Genomic DNA, 18264 nt, shown 5'->3' on the forward strand with positions numbered 1-18264 from the left:
CAAAAATCCCCGTATCCGCCCCACTACGGGGAAGATACGGGGATTATTCGCAGTATTTGGGCTATCTAGCCTTTATCGAGTGGGCTTAGCGCCGCGGCCACCGAGCTGGCGGCCCACGTTCTCGTCATTCTTCAGGGCGGAACGCAGTTCCTTCGGCAGGGAGAAGAGAATATCTTCCTTCGCGGTCTCGACCTCTTCGATGGTGCTGTAGCCGTACTCGGCGAGCAGAGCCAGCACCTCCTGAACCAGAACCTCGGGTACGGACGCGCCGGAGGTCAGGCCCACGGTTGCCACACCTTCGAACCAGGATTCGTCGACCTGGTGTGCGAAGTCCACACGCTCGGCACGCTTAGCGCCGTATTCGAGTGCTACTTCCTTCAGGCGCACGGAGTTCGAGGAGTTCGCCGAACCGACCACAATCACCAGGTCTGCGCGCGGAGCGATCTCCTTGATAGCGCCCTGGCGGTTGGAGGTTGCGTAGCAGATGTCGTCCGAGGGCGGATCCTGCAGGGACGGGAAACGCTCACGCAGACGCGCCACGGTTTCGAGGGTCTCGTCCACGGACAGGGTGGTCTGAGAAATCCAGACGACCTTTTCCGGGTTGCGGACGGTCACCTGGTCCACCTCGTCGGGCGAGTTCACAATCTGGATGTGCTCGGGCGCCTCACCGGCGGTACCTTCGACCTCTTCGTGGCCGGTGTGGCCGATGAGCAGGATGTCGTAGTCCTGCTTGGCGAAGCGCACAGCCTCGCGGTGCACCTTGTTCACCAGCGGGCAGGTCGCGTCAATGGTGTTCAGGGAGCGGTCGCCGGCTGCGGAAACCACCGCCGGGGACACGCCGTGCGCCGAGAACACGGTCACGGAACCTTCGGGAACTTCATCCACTTCATCAACGAAGATAGCGCCCTGCTTCTCCAGGGTCTCCACCACGTGGCGGTTGTGAACAATCTGCTTACGCACGTAGACGGGCGCGCCGTAGTGCTCCAGCGCCTTCTCAACAGCAATCACGGCACGGTCAACGCCTGCGCAGTAACCGCGCGGGGTGGCGAGCAGGACTTTCTTCTCACCGTTGACGGGTGCGGCGGCTTCAACCTCGGCACGACTGCGGCGCTCGCGGGGTACGGGCGGCAGGCCCAGGGCAATAGTTTCAGTGGACATGGTTACTATCCTACGTTGTTCGGACTTTTAGTGTGTGATGACTGTGGCACCGCTCGCAGGGCTACGGCCCAGGGCGGTGAGGCGAATCAGGATACCGAGCAGCAGGGCGAGGATTGCCAGGACCAACCCGTAGCTTGCCGCCGCCTCCAGATGCCCGGTCAGTGACGGTGCGAGCTGGTTCCATACCCCGGTAATCAGCGCCGTTCCGGCGGTGCTGTGGCTGGTAATTCCTAGGGATTCGGGGCTCTGGCCGCCTAACCAGGCTGCGGCGCCCCAACCCAGCAGGGCGTAGAGCAGAGCCGTGACCACCGGTACCAGGATGCGGTGCCTGGGTGCCAGCAACATAGCCAGCAGCAGGCTCAGCACCGAGATAATAGTCAGCGGCACGGTGGACTTGCCCAGCGCGGCGGCACGGTTAATGCCGGAGTGCAGGTACCACTCCTGCTGGTCCTGCTGGCTGTTGCCGTCCTTCACCCGGTCAATATTGAGGGTTTCAGGGCCGAGCTTCGTCAGGTCCGGGTCGAAGGAGCCGATAGAGCCGACCTTCGCATCCAGCGCACGGTAGAAGGGGGTGAGCACAATGACGGCGGGGCCGTCCTGGTGCTCAAGGTTGTAGCGGCGAGTTTCCTCGGCTATTTCCTTCCAGAGGCTTCGATATTCTTCAGTTTTTGACAGCTCAGCCGCGGAACGGTTGAGCATGGAACGTATGCCGTCTTGTGTCGGCTTTACAAGAATGGAGTATAAGCCGCTTTCTTTGGTGCCGTCGAGGAAGGTTGTCATAGCCTCGGACTTCATGAGGTCTTCGACCGCGCCGTCCGCGATGCGCGAGGCGAGCTGCGAATCCTCCGCCAGGTTGGAGGAAATCTGCGAGAAACCACGCTCTGACATGAGCTTAGAGTTCACCCAGGCGCCCGCGGTCGCGCCCAGTCCGGTCACCAGTGCCAGGGCGCACAGCACAACAGTCAGGAACCGTCGCAGACCTGCCGCGAAGGGAGGCTCCGGGGCAGCCTGCAGCTCAGCCTTGGTGGGGGCACCTGCGTGACCGAGCGTGCGCGTGGGCTGCAGCAGGGTGGTGTCTTCATCTGCCGAGTAGTAGCCGTCCGGGCGGGTAATCCGGGTATCCACGACTCGGGTCGCGTCCGCAGGGTAGTTCTGCGCGCCAGTACCCGCCGCAGACGAAGCCGCGGCGGTGTTGAAGGCGTTGTTCTGATGTGCTGACTGATCGGGTGAGCGCATGAGCCTAGGGTACCCGCTCACACTGTTCAAAGCCGATTCAGACCCGCAGAATGCGCCAGAAGCTAAGTTCCGTCTGCACTCCGTGCAAGTTCCCCCGATTCACCCGGGTGACCTGTGAGCAGGCGCATAACCGACCAATCAGGGACAATAGAGGGTATGAACTTCTACAACCCCTCCGCAGCGCAGCAGACGCTCGTGGTGCCGCCCGTGCACGAGCGGCAACTCCCCGCAAAGTCGCAGGAGACCACCGCCACCAACCCCTGGCCCCTCGCCCTGCTCGCGCAGAACCTCAAAAACTACGTGGACAAGGTTCCCGAGCTGTGGGTGGAGGCGCAGGTCGCCTCCCTCAACGGCCGCGGCGGCAACGTCTTCATGGAGCTCAAGGACCTCAACGAAGACTTCTCCTTCACCCTCGCGCTCTTTGGGCGTGCCGGTAGCGGCCTGGCGGCTGATGTGACCGTGGGCGCTCGCATCGTTACTCGCGCCAAGCCGAGCCTGTGGAAGAACGGCAAGCTCTCCCTCATCGGCAAGGAAGTGTATGCGGTCGGCACCGGCAACCTGCACGAGCAGCTGCAGCGTCTGCGTGAGGCTCTCGCCGCCGAGGGGCTGTTCTCTGATGCGCGTAAGAAGCCACTACCCATGCTGCCGAGTCGTGTGGGTCTGATTACCGGTCGCGATTCTGACGCGGAGAAGGACGTTATCCGCAACGCCTCCCTGCGCTGGCCCGGCGTGACCTTCGAGGTGCGCAATACCCGCGTGCAGGGTGAAGGCGCGGCGGCTGAGGTCATTGCGGCGCTCGCCGAGCTGGATGCCCACCCGGAGGTTGACGTCATCGTCATCGCCCGAGGCGGCGGCTCCTTCGAGGACCTGCTCCCCTTCTCCGAGGAGGCGCTCATCCGCGCCGTCGCGGCGGCCACCACCCCGGTGGTTTCGGCGATTGGCCACGAGGCGGACTCCCCCATCCTCGACGCGGTCGCCGACCTACGTGCTTCCACCCCGACCGATGCGGGTAAGCGCATTGTGCCCGATATTTCGGAGGAGACCGCCCGCATCACCGAGGCGCGCGCCCGCCTGGACCGCGCGGTGCTCAGCTACGTGGGCATGCAGATGAACTACATTGCACAGCTGCGGAGCCGCCCGGTGCTCACTCACCCGGAGTCCTCCCTGCTCATGCGTGTGGAGGAGCTGAGCCAGCTACGCGAGCGCGCCCACCGTTCGGTGCAGCACCGTCTGGAGCGTGAGTCGGCAACCCTGTCGCACACGTTGGCGCGGGTGCGTTCACTGTCCCCGGCGCAGACGCTGAACCGCGGCTACTCCATCGTTCAGGATGCCGCGGGCGCTATTGTGCGTGACGCCTCGACGCTGAACGAGGGCGAGCAGATTACGGTACGTGCGGCGACCGGTTCGGCGCAGGCGACTGTGACCTCCACGGATCCCTCGAACATCTCCTAAACCTCGAACACCCCAAGTTTTTTACCCCTGAAAGGTTCCTCAATGAGCGAGAACATTAGCTTCAACAGCGCCGAGCTGGGCGCACCCGTCGAAACCCTCGGCTACGAGCAGGCGCGCGCCGAGCTGGAGCAGGTCGTGCGCCAGCTGGAGTCCGGCGCCAGCGACCTGGAAACCTCCATCGCTCTGTGGGAGCGCGGCGAGGCGCTTGCCGCCCGCTGCGAGGCGTGGCTGCAGGGCGCGCAGGAGCGCCTGAACGCGGCACGCGGCGCACAGCAGGGCGGTCAGGAGCCTGCGGCGAACTAACACGCCCCTCCTGGCGCGTTGCCCCGCTCCCCTGTCGCATCCGCCAGCCGTCAAATAAAAATAGCCTGCCCCGCAGCTCATCAGAACTGCGGGGCAGGCTATTTCTGTCTCTCGCAAAGCAGAGGCGGCCGTAAAGCTCGCTAGTGCTTCTGTTTGTAGTCAGCCATGAAGTTACCCAGGCGCTCCAGGGCACTGGTGAGGGTCTGCGTATCGGGCAGGAACACCAGGCGGAAGTGGTCCGGGTCCTTCCAGTTGAACGCGCGGCCGTGGCTGAAGAGAATCTTCTGGCTCTTCAGAAGGTCCAGTGCGAACTGCTCGTCGTCGGTAATGTCGAAGCGCTCAATATCAATCTTCGGGAACAGGTAGAGCGCACCATCCGCGCTGGTGCAGCTGATACCGTCAATCTCGTTGAGCATCTTGTGCGCCAGGGTGCGCTGCTCGTACAGGCGACCGCCGGGAACAATCAGCTCATTAATGGACTGGTAGCCGCCGAGTGCGGTCTGAATGGCGTGCTGTGCCGGAACGTTGGAGCACAGGCGCATGGAGGCGAGCAGGTGAATGCCTTCCAGGTAGCTTGCTGCGTCCTTCTTCGGGCCGGTGATAGCGACCCAACCAGCACGGTAACCGCAGACGCGGTACGCCTTGGACAGACCGGAGAAGGTCAGGCAGAGCACGTCATCGCCGGTGAGGGTCGCCATGTTGATGGCTTCAGCACCGTCGTAGGTGATCTTTTCGTAGATTTCATCGGAGAACACGACCAGGCCGTGCTCGCGTGCCAGGTCCACGATCTGCTTCAGAATCGAGCGCGGGTAGACGGCACCGGTCGGGTTGTTCGGGTTAATGACCACGATGCCCTTGGTGCGCTCGGTAATCTTCGACTTAATGTCTTCGATGTCCGGGTACCAGTTGTTTTCCTCGTCGCACAGGTAGTGCACGGGCTTGCCGCCCACCAGCGCGGTGGATGCGGTCCACAGCGGGTAGTCGGGCATGGGGACCAGGATTTCGTCGCCGGTCTCGCAAAGTGCCTGCAGGGTCATCGGGATCAGCTCAGACACACCGTTACCCAGGTAGATGGAGTCGGTGTCGAGGTTCATGATGCCGCGGTTCTGGTAGTGCTGCACAATGGCGGTACGTGCCGAGTAGAGGCCGCGGGAGTCGGAATATCCCTGGGTTTCAGGCAGGTGACGAATGATGTCCATCATGATGGCATCCGGCGCCTCAAAGCCGAAGGGTGCGGGGTTACCAATGTTCAGTTTGAGGATGCGGTGACCCATCGCCTCCATGCGATTGGCCTCGTCCAGAATGGGGCCGCGGATGTCGTACAGGACGTTGCTCAACTTTGAGGACTGACGGTACTTCGTCATGATGCTTTACTTTCTAGGGTGATCCAAAATGAATTGTGCTGCGTCATCATCTGCGATGGGGTTGGAACCGCTAGTCAGACGCAACAGGAACGAGAGGTTACCCGTGTCTAATGTAGATGATACGCGGTTAATCGCCGTACGGGCGCTATCTGGCAGGGTACGACGGATAATGGGCACCAGCTGCTGCTGCAAAAGTGCCGCTGAGGGGTCTTCCAGGGTGACCAGGCGGTTATCGTCAATTGCCGAGTCGCAGCTGTGCAGCAGGGTCACCTGCACGGTGTCTGCGGTGAGGGCGTTGACGCGTTCGGCGGGGTCGTCCTGAATCTTCGGGTCGTGCACGCGGTAGCGGTAGAGGCTACGCAAAGAATCCACGCCGTAGGTGCCGCTGGAGTACCCGGTCGGGATGGAGAACGCCAGGGAGGACTGCACGTCACGCAGGTTCGCGAGGGAGCTTAGCTTGTGGCGGGCGCTCACGGCGCGGGTGGTGACCAGTACATCCTTGTTGGTGGCGTTAGCGCCGTTGAGGAGCATGAGCTCTTCGGGCAGGATGCGCGAGATGGCGTTGGTCATGTCGGTGGTGCTCATGGCGCGCAGGTTGATGGGGTCTGCGGAACGGGTGGAGCTTGCGGTGGGGCTCGCGGTTGCGTCCGTAGCATGCGCGGAGGCGGTGCTCTCCTCCGCGGTGGGGGTAGCTGCCGGGGGCAGGGTCACGCCTGCCGCTTGAGCGGAGGCACTCACGGAGGCGGCGATGCGTTCGTTCTGCGCGGCGGCGGGGCTGATTTTGCCGTCGTCGGTCAGGTAGAGCAGCAGGTCGCCGCTGTAGTCAATCACCAGGTCCAACGGTTCAAGGGCGGCGGCAGTGGTGCTGCCGGTTTCCTCGTCGTCGGGCAGGGTCGCGGTGGGGGTGGCTGAGTTAGCCGAAGGCACCATGAGCCCGCGCAGGGCGGTCGCACGACTGTTATCGGTGTCAACCAGTTCAACGGTGTAGCCGACCTGGCGCAGGGCGCGCGCGTACACGTGAGCGACAGCGCGCATCTCACGCAGGGCACCGTAGCCGATGCGCAGGGTGCCGTAGCTGGACGCGGAGGGGTCCACGTGCGGGGTCGTGTCGTTGCTACCGCAGGCGGCAAGAATCGGCATGAGCGCCAGGGAGGTGAGCGCCGCACGACGGGTGATGGTCAGTCGGTTCATTAGGGGAGCTTCCGTGCGTTCTCGTCGGCAAGAAATTCGCGGTATTCGCGTGCCCAGCTTGCGGCGTTGGAGTAACCCATCATGGAAGCAACCTCATCGATGAGAGTGCCGTAACGGATGGTATCCAGTTCAGCGATGGGTACCCAGCGTGCCGTGTCGGAGGATCCGTTGACCTCGTGGCGCAGTTCGCCGGTGACAATGTGGGCACGGAAAACCACCCGCAGGGCGCAGAAAGGCAGCGCCTGCGGGTCCTTCTGGGTCGAGCGCACGGGGAAGTGTCCGGCGTGCACGCCCAGAATGTCTTCAATGGCGACGCTGTAGCCGGTCTCTTCGAGGGTTTCCCTCAGCGCGGTTTCGTCAGCCTGCTCGCCGGGTTCCATGCCGCCACCGGGCAGGGACCAGAGGGGGCTGAGCGCGCGGTCTTCGGGCACCCAACGAGTCATGAGCAGCTTGCCCTGCTCGATGATGACTGCGTAGGCTGCGGGTCGGGTTTCCATTGCTAATGCCATGGTTCGATTTTACCGTCTATCGTTCTTTAGCGTTTCTTACCGCGGCGTGCGCTGGCGGCTTTGGCGGACTGTCGAGCGTGCTGGCGTGCGTTGCCGTTTTTCTTGGCGTTGGCACGCTTCTTATCGCGTGCTTCACGGCGTGCGTTGGCGGCTCGAGCCTTCGCTTTTGCCTTTGCTTTTTCGGCTGCGACGCGTTCGGCGCGTGCCTGTCGGGTTTCGCTACCGCGGTCGCTGGTTGCGGTGCGTCCGCGCACAATACCGATGAAGTCCTGCAGGAGCGCCTCGAGCTCTTCGCTGCGCGGCTCACCCTTGGGGGCACGCGGCCACACCAGGTGCACCGGGTAGGTGTCCAGACCCGCAACGGGGCGGTAGGTGAGGTCCTTGCGGTGGTAGAAACGCGCGATGGACATGGGCACAATGTACAGGCCCACACCGGCGGCAACCAGTTCGATGGTTTCCTTATCGGTCAGGCCCTCGGGCACGATGCGGCCGGCACTCTCACGCCATGCGCGAGAGACTTCCTCATAAGCGGGAATATCGGAGGCGGGCTGCAGCAGGAACTCCTCGGCAAGCTCCTCCACGGGCACCTCATCGAGCACGGTGAGCACGTGATCCACGGGCAGAATGACCACGGGCAACTCCTCGTAGAGGCGGATGCTGTGGTACTTCTCGCCGTCGGTGCTTGCCGGTTCGCGGTCCGGGCGCAGAATGCTCATGTGCGCAAAGGGGTTCTCGGGAACCTCAACGACGGGTACAGGGGCGTGCTCGACAGCCTCGGTGGGCGCCTCAGCAGTATTTTCTCCCTCTGCCGCCGCTTCAAGGGCAGGATCAATCAGGCACAAATCCTGGTGCAGGGAATCCAGGCCGCGTGCCTCACCCACGGGCACCTCCGCCAACTGCACGCGGTCGCCGTAACGCTCATGCCAACGGTTGAACCACTTGCCGGGCATAATCGCGGGCACGTAGCTAATGCGCAGCATGGAACGCTGAAGCACGGGAATGGGCAGAGCCTCCGGAGTCTGGATCATTGCCAGCTGCTCGGGGTGCAGGTACACGCGGGTGGGCGCCTCAGCGGGCGCTTCGGTTTCTACCCGGTCGGTAGTGTTTTCGGGTGCGCTCAACTCGGCATTGGGCTCGGTGAGAGCATGTTCGTTGATGGGCTGCTCTTCGGGGGTACCTGCGGTGGAGGATGCGGTAGAAGTCATCCCTCCACGCTAGCACAGATTAGGAGCGGGCATTAAGGTCGGTAAACACCCATCCCGTGACGGTAGGGGCGGTGCTGCTGGGGCGCTGTGCCCTGCGGTGAAAGAGAGGTCCCCTCCCCCGTTCGCGGAGAGAGGCTGAGGTTAAGAGAGGTTGAGGCTAAGAGGGTTAGTTCTCGGCAACGTCCTCAACGGGTTCGCGGTTAATACGGCGTTCGCGAATCTGGGCGGAGACCACCAGTACCGTAACCACAACGGCGAGGGCGACGGGGAACATCCACGGTTCCAGGCCGAGCGCGGCAAGAATTGCGAAGCCAATGGTGGTGTAGATGCACGCCCACATGAAGGTGCCGACCAGCATCGCGGGCACCCAACGGCGCAGCGGCATCTTCGTGAAGCCGGTCGTGATGATGACTGCGGTTTGCAGACCCACGGTGAGAAAGCAGAGGGGCACGGCAATAACGCCCCACCGGTTAATCAAGCGGCGCGCTTTACGGTAGAGCGGGCTATCCATGGCCTTGCGGATGCGGTCGAGGCGGGCGCCACCTTCAGCAGCGAGCACACCGAGAGCGTACACGATGCTGGTACGGACGATACCGACCACCCACATGAAAGCTAGGGCAACCTCAATCGGGAGTGCGTCAAACCAATCTTTCACCCGGCTATTCTCTCATGAGCGGGCGTTATTGGCCTGATTGAAGGTTTTTGAGGCGTCTCATTTCGACTCATGGAGGGGCGCGAAAATTTTTTAAACTTTTTTCAGGCGGGGACTATTGCCCCTTTTCGCCTGCAATGACGCGGATTTCACTTAGGGCAACCTTAGTTTATTGACAGGCTGTCGCTATTTTCAGCTTGTCACCCACACGGGAATTAGGATATATTTTTATTACCGAATAGGTCAGGCCTTGTGGGAAGGCCTTCCTAGTCGGTCTAGAAGACTTTCTTCCTGTGTGTGATGCTGGAAAAGGAACCCCATGGACGGGGTTCCTTTTCTTTTTAACTTTTCCTCTCAGCATCCCCCCCCCCAGAACACGAAAACCCCGACAGTACGTACTGTCGGGGTTTTACGCATGAAAAGCTGGGCGCTTACTTCTTATCTTGGTCCTGGCGATGCAGAGCACTCAGCGGCTTGGGCAGCTGAACCGGGTTCCAGGTATTGCTGACCGCTTCAAAGGAGGAGCCAGCACCGGGGTGACGGTTCGTCGAACGAACACCACCGCTCGCCGTAGCACCGGTCGAGAGCGCCGGGTCGTTCAGGGACGCAATATCCAGAGCATCGAACTCGGAATCATCCAGGACGTCCGGCAGAGGAATCTCTTCAGGAATCGATGGAACGGGAGCCTGAGTAGCAGGTGCCTGGCGGACGGGCGAACCATCACGTAGCGCCTGGCGAGCCATCGGCTGGGCCGGCTGGATAGTCGGCTGCTGTGCGGGAGCCTGCTGCTGAGCGGCAGACGCCTGGGCAAGCTGAGGCGCTACCGGCTGGGCAGGAACAACAGGGACCTGAGCAGATGCCTGAGCGGGCTGTGCAGGCTGAGCGGGTTGTGCAAACGGCACGGACTGAGTGCGCTGGGGCTGCACCGGCTGCTGCTGAACCGGCTGACTCGGAGCAACCGGAGCCTGAGCTACCTGATGCTGTGCCGCAGTACGCGGGGCACTAGCGGAGGGAGCGGCAGAACCGCTCTCCTGGTCAAAGAGCACGCTACCGCGGCGAATCGGCTGGAAGCGGCTCGGACGCTGCTGGCGGCGCTCCTGACGGTGACCCGCGGGCGCCTCCGCCGAACGAGCAGAACGGGCAGGTACGGGACGGGCAGCGTGAGAAGACTCAGATACTGCAGGTGCCTCTGCCTGAGCTACTTCTGCCTGGTGCGCCTCTTCAGAGGAGTCCACCGCAATGTGCGCACGGCTCGGGCGTGCCGCCTCACGGTTCACACCGCGCACCGACTTGCGGGTAGCTGCCTCACGGCTTGCGGGGCGAGCCTGAGGCTCAGGCTCTTCAGTAGCTTCAGAATCTGCACCCTCAGCAGTCGAGTCTTCTACCGACTCGGAAGCGTCATCGTAAGCTTCTTCGCCGTCGGACTCTTCGTACGTCTCAGCGTCAGTACCCTCGGCATCCTCTGCTTCTGCCTTGGCGCGGCGCTCATCGCGGCTCGCCTTGACCTGGTTAGAGACAGACTCCAGCAGACCAAAACGGCTCACAGCCCATGCGCCGCCGGCAAGAATCAGGAAGAGAACAGCCCAACCCCACGCCAGAACATCGAAGAGAGCCAGAAGACCGGTGACCAGGGTAAGCACGCCCAGACCAGCCGCAACCAGCAGGGCAATACCGCTCGGGCTCGAGGTATCAAAGTAGGACAGCGGCGAGGGCTTCGACTCCTCCACCACCGGAATCTCATCGGTGTAGGGAGCAGTCGGGGAAGAATCGCGAATCTGCGAGATAGAAGCCGTATCCGGGGCAGGCTGAACGGCATCCTCTACAGCGTGGGAGGAACGGGAAGAAGCCTGCGGAAGAGCAGAAGAAGGCAGGGAAGTACCCGGCGCCACCGCGTGATCGGAGGACTGGTATGCCTCCGACTCATTCAACAGCACGCCAGCGGAGGCGAGAATATCCTCCGCGGTACGCTCGGCACTAATCAGGGGACGCTCAGGCTCCATGACAGGACCTGCGGGCGCGCGACGCAAGCTCCTGGGCACAAACCACAGCAACAAAATCACGGTCAGAATTACCAACACACCAGAGGTGTTCAAAAGCGTCATATCAGGTCGCCCTCTATCGTCCCTTTATCCCTAGACTTTAATCATACCCTTATATTCCCAATGCTTTCCATAAGGGGAAAGAATCGGGCTGGATATGCGCATATACCCCAGAAGGAATATGCACACAACGTCGCCGCATCCCTGCACCAGACATACCCTGAGCCCTCACCCAGTAGCACGCCACGCACATAACGGACACGAACGACGCAAAGGAAGGCGCCCTCCCTTGGGGACTAACGCCCCACCGGAAAGAACGCCTTCCTCAGCGTGGTTGGTATTTATCGGTTGCCCTCGTCAGAGAGCGGATGCAGAGTAATTAGCAGTTCTCTGCAACAAAGTCCTTCAGCCATGCGCGCAGGTCGTCACCGAACTCGGGGCGCTCAGCAGCAAGAATAACGTTTGCCTTCAGGTAGGACAGCTTGTCACCGGTGTCGAAACGGCGGCCGGAGAAGACCACGCCGTAGACGCCTTCGCCTTCACCCTCGCCCTGAGCCAGGGTCTGCAGAGCGTCGGTCAGCTGAATCTCGTTGCCGCGGCCCGGAGCGGTGTTCTCCAGAACCTCGAAGACCTTCGAGCTCAGAACGTAACGGCCAATCACAGCGTAGTTCGAGGGAGCCTCGTCAGCAGCGGGCTTCTCAACCAGGCCGGTGATCTTCACGAAACCGTCTTCGCCCTCAACAGCCTCAATAGCAGCTGCACCGTAAGCGGAAATAGCCTCGCGGGGGACCTCCATCAGAGCAACGACGGAACCGCCGGTGCGTTCCTGAACCTCCACCATGCGGGAGAGCAGGTCTTCCTTCTCATCAATCAGGTCATCGCCGAGCAGAACAGCGAATGCCTCGTCGCCAACGTGGCGCTTTGCGCGCAGAACAGCGTGGCCCAGACCCTTGGGGTCGCCCTGACGCACGTAGTGCAGGTCGCTACCGAGCTCATTGGTCTCAACAACAGATGCCAGCAGGGCGTCCTTACCCTGCTCAGCGAGCTGCTGCTCCAGAACGGGAACGCGGTCGAAGTGATCCTCGAGAGCGCGCTTGTTACGGCCGGTAATCATCAGAACGTCGTTCAGACCGGCACGGATTGCTTCCTCCACCACGTACTGAATCGCGGGGCGATCGACGACGGGGAGCATTTCCTTGGGGGTTGCCTTCGTTGCGGGCAGGAATCGGGTGCCCAGACCAGCAGCAGGAATAACTGCCTTAGTAACAGACTTAATTTCAGTAGCCATGCCACAAGAATACCCTAAGTTGTAAAGTACTTAAGGCGATTTATAGACACTACGACATGAAAAAAACTTCAACGTGACTAACTACATATCCATATGTGGCACATTCTTCGGTGCGCAAAGAAAAACCACCCCGCAGAACTCAGCGCTATTTTTCTCAAACCCTATACTAAAAAATGGAAGCTACAACCCCTGCAGAATCGGGTATTTTCGCCGCCTACTAGGATGTCTTTACCCCGCTCGCGGATAGTTCTCAGGACATCTCCCCGCACAGGACCAACACACTCCGCTCTCTACAGGGCACCCCGATACTTCACACAAGACCCGCAACGACGATGGGACACACCATGCACCTCAACACCGCACCCGCCGCCAGCAACTCCGACGCCGGCGCCAGCCCAGACGACATCTCCCTGGACAAAGACATTCTCCGCTCCCAGATCCGCCCGCGCCGCCTCACCGCGCGCAGCCATCGCGGCGAACACGGCCAGCAGCAGATGCAGGAGCTCTTCACCGCCCACATCCTCGAGGCGGTCACGCAGCGGCTCCACTCCCCCGGCACCATTGCGGCGTACCTGCCTACCAAGTCCGAGCCGCCCATCATCGAAGCACTAACCCGCCTACACAAGGACGGACACCGCATCCTCGTACCCGTCGTACGCCCCGGCAGGAAACTCGCCTGGGTACACTGGGACCCCGCCGTCGAGCACCCGCTCAGCCCCATGGGCATCCCCGAACCCGAAGGCGAAGAACAGGACTCGCAAGCTTTCGTTGACGCCGACCTGCGCCTCATCCCCGCACTCGCCTTTGACGCCGGCGGGCACCGCCTCGGTCAGGGAGGCGGCTACTACGACCGCATTATTCCCCTGCTCAGCGCACAACAGCTGGAGGAGCAGAGCATCGGTATCGTCTTTAGCGACGAAATCTACGAGGCTGTCCCCTACGACCAGTGGGATGCTATTCTGCCGGTCATCCTCACCGAGCAGGGTATCTACCGCACCCGTTAGCAGGTCTAAAAGTACCCGGCTCTCTTGTGCCTGCTTCGCCCTTGATTGACACCCCGAATCTTTATGCAAAAGCACAAAGATATGCGGGATACACCCACAAAATCACCCAAGAAAAAGGCAAAAAGAAACCAGAAATAGCTTTTTGAGAAGAAAACGCAAATAGCTCCCAACGTTTCAAAAGCGGTACACTCAAACCACGTTAATAAACCATCCCAGCGAAAACGGATACAGAAGGACAAAATGCCGGTCTACGTTTACCAGTGCAAGAATTGCAACCACGTCTTTGAACAGCGCCAGTCCTTTAGCGACGATGCGCTGCGCGTCTGCCCGCAGTGCGGCGAAGAAACCCTGCGCAAGCGCTACAACACCGTCGGCGTGACCTTCAAGGGTTCCGGCTTCTACAGCACCGACAAGGGCAACTCCTAAACGGGGTTCCACACCAGCCAAAACGAGGGGCGGGGCAACACAGGTTGCCCCGCCCCTCGGCGTTTTAAGAAGCACTCCCCCGCGGGAAGACGCTACACGATATTGTTACCCCAATGCGGAGGACGTTGCTGACGCATCCATTCCAGACGCTCACGCTCCTCCGGGGTCAGCGGCTGCGCAGAAGCCGTCGCCTTCTTGGTACCAGCCTTCTGGGAGTTCTGTTGCTGAGCACCGGTTTTCTTCGCGGAAGCACCCGCGGCAGACGAGGTACCCGAAGCCACAACCGGCGGCGTCGTCACACCCACCAGCAGAGGTTCAGCCCCGCTCACCGAGCCGCCGCCGCTCACGCGACGGTGCCCACGGCGAGGCTTCGGCGTTGACGAATAACTAGCCACGAACCTCAGCGCCCTCATCCATATCCAGGTAGTGCAGCACGCGCGCCACCACGGCATCCGGATCGGCGAACACCTCCAGGGTGCCCAGGGTGATGTAGTTCCAGCCCGTGCGGCTCAGACGCTCCGGCACCAGGCGGGTACGCTCACGCACCGAAGCACGCGCATAGTTCGGCTCGCCGTCGGAGCACGCCACCAGCGGCATAGCCGCCGGAACGCTCGGGTTCGACGAGACCACGGGAGCTACACCCAGCGCGGGAACCGGCTCAGCAGCCAGCTTCTCCGGGGCGTGTGCAATCAGAGCGATATCGCCCTCGCCGCGGGTCACGCGCACACCGCGAGCCTGCAGGCGCACCACCAAATCGTTCAGCAACCAGTCGCCCAGATCCGGGGTGTCCGCATCGTCAGCTGCCAAGAACGCGTTACGCGGCAGGGTCTCCGGCACGCGCTGTGCCTTTGCCTCCGCCTCTTCGCGCGCCTGGCGTTCCGCATGCTCACGCAGCAGGTGGTAGAAGTCCACCGCGCCGTGATGCAGCTTCTGCGGGTCCAGCTCCGACGGGTCAATGCACGAGACGATGCGCAGGGCACGGCGGGCACGAGTCAACGCCACCACAAAGCCCTGACGGCCGTGCTCGGCAGACAGCTGGCCCAAATCGTAGGACGCCTGGCCCAGGCGGGCACGACCCACACCCAGGGAGAAAATCACGGTATCGCGTTCAAGGGTCTCAGCGCGGGTCAGATCGACCACGCGGAACGACTCCTCACCGGCGGCGAAGAACGGCGCCAGCTGCGGGTACAGGCTCAGGGCGTGACGCACCGACTCAGCCACACGCTGAGCGTGCTTCGGGCTAGCCGTCACAACCGCCAGCGAACGGTCCGGGGTGCGGTACGCATGCTCGAGCACCAGGTTCGTCACGCGCTCCACCTCAACACCGGGCGAATCCAGGTTCGCGTTATCGCTGACCTTGCCGCGAGTATCAATGTACTCAACGGTCAGAGAACCGGCAGGCTGAGCGGAGGCGCGGCTCACCGGAGCCGCATGCAACTGCGAACCGTAGAACTCACGGTTCAGGTAGTCCAGAATCACCGGGTCCATGCTGCGGTGCAGCATCGCCAGAGTGCGGTTGGGCAGTACGGTAGCGAGCACGTCGAAGGTGCTGTCCAGCTGCTCGTCGGTCGGCTCGGGCGCACCGAAAGTCGGCGCAGACACGATGAACGGCGAGGGGTAACCCGAGTGCGGGTCGCCCAGTGCAATCACCTGGTCGGCGCGGGTAATCGCCGGCAGGTTCGCCGCCAGCGGGGTTGACTCAGAATCCAGCAGCAGCACCGTGTCAAAGCGCATGGATGCGGGAACCTTGCGCGCCAGGGCGAAGGGGCTCGCGGTCCACAGCGGAAGCAGGGTACGCGCCATGACCGGGGCGTGAGTCAGCAGCTCCTCGAGCACGAACTCGTAGCCGCGCAGCTGGCTCTTCAGGTACGCCGCCTGGTCGTGCTCGGATTCAATACGCTCGGTCCACACACGCGCAACCTTCGCCAACAGACGCGCCGGGGCGCTGGTCATGTGGGCGTAGTCGGCACGGCGGAAACGGGACTCCGTATCGCGTAGGCGGTCGCCATCCAGCAGCTTACCCTCGTGATGCTGCAGCAAGAACTCCAGGGCAGACTGCCACCAGGCAAGCTCCAGCTCAGCGGAAACAACCTCGGTCGGAACCTGACGAGCATACAGGTCATCAAGCAGCTCCGACAGGCCGCGCTCACGCAGCTTTTGGGTCAGAGCGTCACGCTCCGGTAGGGTCATGAGCAGCACACGGTCCGCCATGAGGGCGTCCAGGCGTGCATCCAGTGCGTCCAGGTCGGTGCGCACGAAGTCGGTACCCTCGATGGTGTCCGCCAGGACAATGCCCAGACCTGCCAGCTCAGACACCAGGGAATTCAGGGCGGCAGCCAGCTGATCCAGGTTCTCCGGAATCTGCGGGGTGCGGGGCGCCTCAATGTGGCGAATCCACTCGGCACGCTCAGCCTGAACAATCTTCAGCTGCTCGTGCAGGTCACCGATATTCACGCCGGGCAGGATGTACTCCTTAGCCGCGCGGCGCAGGCGGGAACGCTGCATACTGCTCATCTCGATGCCGTTCTCACGGCGCCACGCGCCCGAAGCGGTCGCAGCGATCAGGTCGGTCACCGGGCGGTCGTAGACATCCGCACGGAAACGCTTGAGCGTCTCGCGGATGCGCATCAGAATCGCCAGCTGCGACTCCCACTCAGAGATGGTGCGGCCACGGCGCAGACCCAGCATGGCGCTGGTCTGGTTCATCGCCTCACGCAGGTTCAGCAGGGAGGACTTGAGGGTAATGACCAGGGCGTACGCCTCAGCGGCTTCCTCGTCATTGACCAGGCGGGCACGGTACCACGGGGAGGTACGCGAGGCCGACGCAAAACCGTCAATCTCGCCCAGGCGTACCAGCTCAGCACGCACCTGCTCACGCTCCATGAGCGAGTCGAGCATGGGGCGGTCAAAACGCACGCGGGTTGCCGGGCCGTCCTCGGAGGCGGTCAGCTCAGCCAGACGCTGTAGCGCCGAGTAGACGGAAATCTGCCAGTTCGCGTCCTTGTTCAGCAGGGCACGAGTATGGTCGAGCAGCGCGGCGCGAGTCGCGACGAGCTCTTCGTTCAGGTCCTCAGAGTTCGGCTCTTCGGCACTCTCGTTGCGCACAATCGCGCGAATGAATTCGGCGCGCTGAGCCTCAGAATCGTGCTCGGCAAGCAGGTCGTAGCGCAGGCTCTCGATGCCGGTGCGCTTGAGTAGCGCAGAGAATTCGGCGAGAGTGGAGCGCTTCTCGCCCACGACAAGCACGGACTTACCGCGCCCCATCAGTGCAGAAGCAATGTTCACGGCGGTGCGCAGCGGCTCGGTGCCGGGTGCCGCGGTGATCGTGAAGGAGAAACCGCTCACCGCGGTGTCGATAATCTCCTGGGCGTTGGCGTCAGCGTCCAGCAGGAGCATTTCTTCTGCCGGGTCGCGCTGATCCAGGGGCTGCTGCAGATTGTGGGCGTTGAGCTCGCGCGGCTTCACGCCGGGAACCTTTAGCGCCGCCAGGTCACGAACCAGAGGGGTGATGGCGGTGTGCGGCAGCTCGCCCAGGCTTTCCTTCAGGTCAGCGAAGGTTGAGATGAAGTACTTGGACTCGATGGTCATGCCGGGAATACGGCCTGCGGAGGCGCGCATACGCTCGATAACCGGCTCGGGGTCCAGACGGGACATGGAGTTCGCCAGCTGCGCCACGTCCATGGTGCCCAGGTCGATGCCGTACTCCTGCTTGATCTGGCGGACCATCGCCGGGTTCAGACGCGCGGAACCGGCGAGGCGCAGCTCGAAGTCGTCGTCCTTCGGGTGCGGGGTGATGCTCAGCGGCGCCATGAGGATTGGCGCGATGAAGCGCTTCTCGTAGGCGGCAGCATCCTCGCGGGTGTCGTGCGACAGCCAGGAGGCGGTACCCGCCACGAAGTAGCCGGAGTCCAGGCCGTGGTCGGTGGCGAGTTCGTAGATCTTGGTGCGCAGGGTGCGTGCGGAGCGCATGCCCGCCTCCAGCTGCGACTTGTCGCGCAGGATCGTGGAGAGGCGGGTCTTGCGTCCGGCGAGCAGCTGTGCCAGACCGGAGGGGTTCGCCTCGGACAGGTCGATGTGCACGTAGTCGACCTGGTTGAAGTCGAGCATCGCGTCGGGGCCGGTGTAGACGTCCATCTGTTCTGCCCAGCGCTCAAGCCCCGCCGAGGGGTCGAAGTCCTCGTGGGCGGGGTTCAGGTGTGCGGGCAGCTCGGCGATGTTGATTTCGTCGGCTACTTCGTGGGTTTCCTCTGCTGAGGTCGCGGCGGCTGCGGCGGGCTGAACAGTATCAGCCGGGGTGCCGGGTGCGTGCTGCGCGTCGGTAGGCTCGGGAATCTGGTTCACGTCGTGAGTGTCCTTGTGGGTCAATGCGGTGTACGTTTGCGCGTACACACCGAAGATGGTGGTTCTTCCGGGGTCCTCTGCCCGGTGTGCCTCATG

General features: G+C 62.4%; 15 protein-coding genes. 4 read left to right on the forward strand and 11 right to left on the reverse strand.

The features are described from left to right. Positions 1-72: 72 nt before the first annotated feature. The gene (locus AB8E48_RS03835; RefSeq protein ID WP_314672359.1) at positions 73-1158 is read right to left on the reverse strand and encodes a 4-hydroxy-3-methylbut-2-enyl diphosphate reductase; all 1086 of its coding nucleotides are present in this window, start codon (positions 1156-1158) and stop codon (positions 73-75) included. 27 nt (positions 1159-1185) lie between these two features. Next, positions 1186-2394, reverse strand: a complete 1209-nt coding sequence (locus AB8E48_RS03840) for a dehydrogenase (protein ID WP_368885826.1) — start codon at positions 2392-2394, stop codon at positions 1186-1188. Positions 2395-2550: 156 nt separating this feature from the next. On the opposite strand from AB8E48_RS03840, the gene xseA reads away from it, so the two are divergent. After that, positions 2551-3846, forward strand: a complete 1296-nt coding sequence (xseA, locus tag AB8E48_RS03845) for an exodeoxyribonuclease VII large subunit (protein ID WP_368885827.1) — start codon at positions 2551-2553, stop codon at positions 3844-3846. 42 nt (positions 3847-3888) lie between these two features. After that, positions 3889-4149 (forward strand): exodeoxyribonuclease VII small subunit, encoded by a 261-nt coding sequence (locus AB8E48_RS03850; RefSeq protein ID WP_298700136.1) that lies wholly within the window; start codon positions 3889-3891, stop codon positions 4147-4149. A 140-nt stretch (positions 4150-4289) separates the two neighbouring features. Here AB8E48_RS03850 and AB8E48_RS03855 read toward each other — a convergent pair whose 3' ends face one another. The 7 genes from AB8E48_RS03855 to galU all read right to left on the reverse strand — a co-directional run bounded on the left by AB8E48_RS03855 (position 4290) and on the right by galU (position 12397). Beyond that, complete coding sequence (locus AB8E48_RS03855) at positions 4290-5513, reverse strand: pyridoxal phosphate-dependent aminotransferase (RefSeq protein ID WP_294643817.1); 1224 nt, start codon at positions 5511-5513, stop codon at positions 4290-4292. Positions 5514-5519: 6 nt separating this feature from the next. Next, positions 5520-6704, reverse strand: a complete 1185-nt coding sequence (locus tag AB8E48_RS03860) for a glycine betaine ABC transporter substrate-binding protein (protein ID WP_368885828.1) — start codon at positions 6702-6704, stop codon at positions 5520-5522. Next, positions 6704-7213 carry an NUDIX domain-containing protein gene (locus AB8E48_RS03865; protein WP_012903109.1) on the reverse strand — a complete coding sequence of 170 codons (510 nt, stop codon included), beginning with the start codon at positions 7211-7213 and terminating at the stop codon, positions 6704-6706. Before AB8E48_RS03865 ends, AB8E48_RS03860 begins: the two co-directional genes overlap by 1 nt. 26 nt (positions 7214-7239) lie before the next feature. Continuing rightward, positions 7240-8418 carry a LysR substrate-binding domain-containing protein gene (locus AB8E48_RS03870; RefSeq protein WP_368885829.1) on the reverse strand — a complete coding sequence of 393 codons (1179 nt, stop codon included), beginning with the start codon at positions 8416-8418 and terminating at the stop codon, positions 7240-7242. A 166-nt stretch (positions 8419-8584) separates the two neighbouring features. Beyond that, a complete protein-coding gene (locus AB8E48_RS03875) occupies positions 8585-9073 on the reverse strand; it encodes a DedA family protein (RefSeq protein ID WP_368885830.1) in 489 nt (162 codons plus the stop codon). A gap of 428 nt (positions 9074-9501) precedes the next feature. Next, positions 9502-11172: a hypothetical protein gene (locus tag AB8E48_RS03880; RefSeq protein WP_368885831.1), complete on the reverse strand. Its 1671-nt coding sequence runs from the start codon at positions 11170-11172 to the stop codon at positions 9502-9504. A 316-nt stretch (positions 11173-11488) separates the two neighbouring features. Then, entirely contained in the window at positions 11489-12397 is a 909-nt protein-coding gene (galU, locus tag AB8E48_RS03885) for a UTP--glucose-1-phosphate uridylyltransferase GalU (protein WP_368885832.1), read from the reverse strand. 344 nt (positions 12398-12741) lie between these two features. Here galU and AB8E48_RS03890 point away from each other — a divergent pair, with 344 nt between their 5' ends. Both AB8E48_RS03890 and AB8E48_RS03895 read left to right on the forward strand, forming a co-directional pair. After that, the gene (locus tag AB8E48_RS03890) at positions 12742-13401 is read left to right on the forward strand and encodes a 5-formyltetrahydrofolate cyclo-ligase (RefSeq protein ID WP_368885833.1); all 660 of its coding nucleotides are present in this window, start codon (positions 12742-12744) and stop codon (positions 13399-13401) included. Between the two features lie 240 nt (positions 13402-13641). Further along, a complete protein-coding gene (locus AB8E48_RS03895; protein ID WP_005505091.1) occupies positions 13642-13827 on the forward strand; it encodes an FmdB family zinc ribbon protein in 186 nt (61 codons plus the stop codon). A gap of 92 nt (positions 13828-13919) precedes the next feature. On the opposite strand, the gene AB8E48_RS03900 is transcribed toward AB8E48_RS03895, so the two are convergent. Further along, positions 13920-14222, reverse strand: coding sequence for a hypothetical protein (locus tag AB8E48_RS03900; RefSeq protein ID WP_368885834.1), 303 nt, complete (start codon positions 14220-14222; stop codon positions 13920-13922). Then, a complete protein-coding gene (locus tag AB8E48_RS03905) occupies positions 14215-18216 on the reverse strand; it encodes a DEAD/DEAH box helicase (protein WP_368885835.1) in 4002 nt (1333 codons plus the stop codon). Before AB8E48_RS03905 ends, AB8E48_RS03900 begins: the two co-directional genes overlap by 8 nt. Positions 18217-18264 lie beyond the last annotated feature (48 nt).

The sequence above is a fragment of the Rothia mucilaginosa genome, assembly GCF_964211445.1.
GTDB lineage: Bacteria > Actinomycetota > Actinomycetes > Actinomycetales > Micrococcaceae > Rothia > Rothia mucilaginosa_E.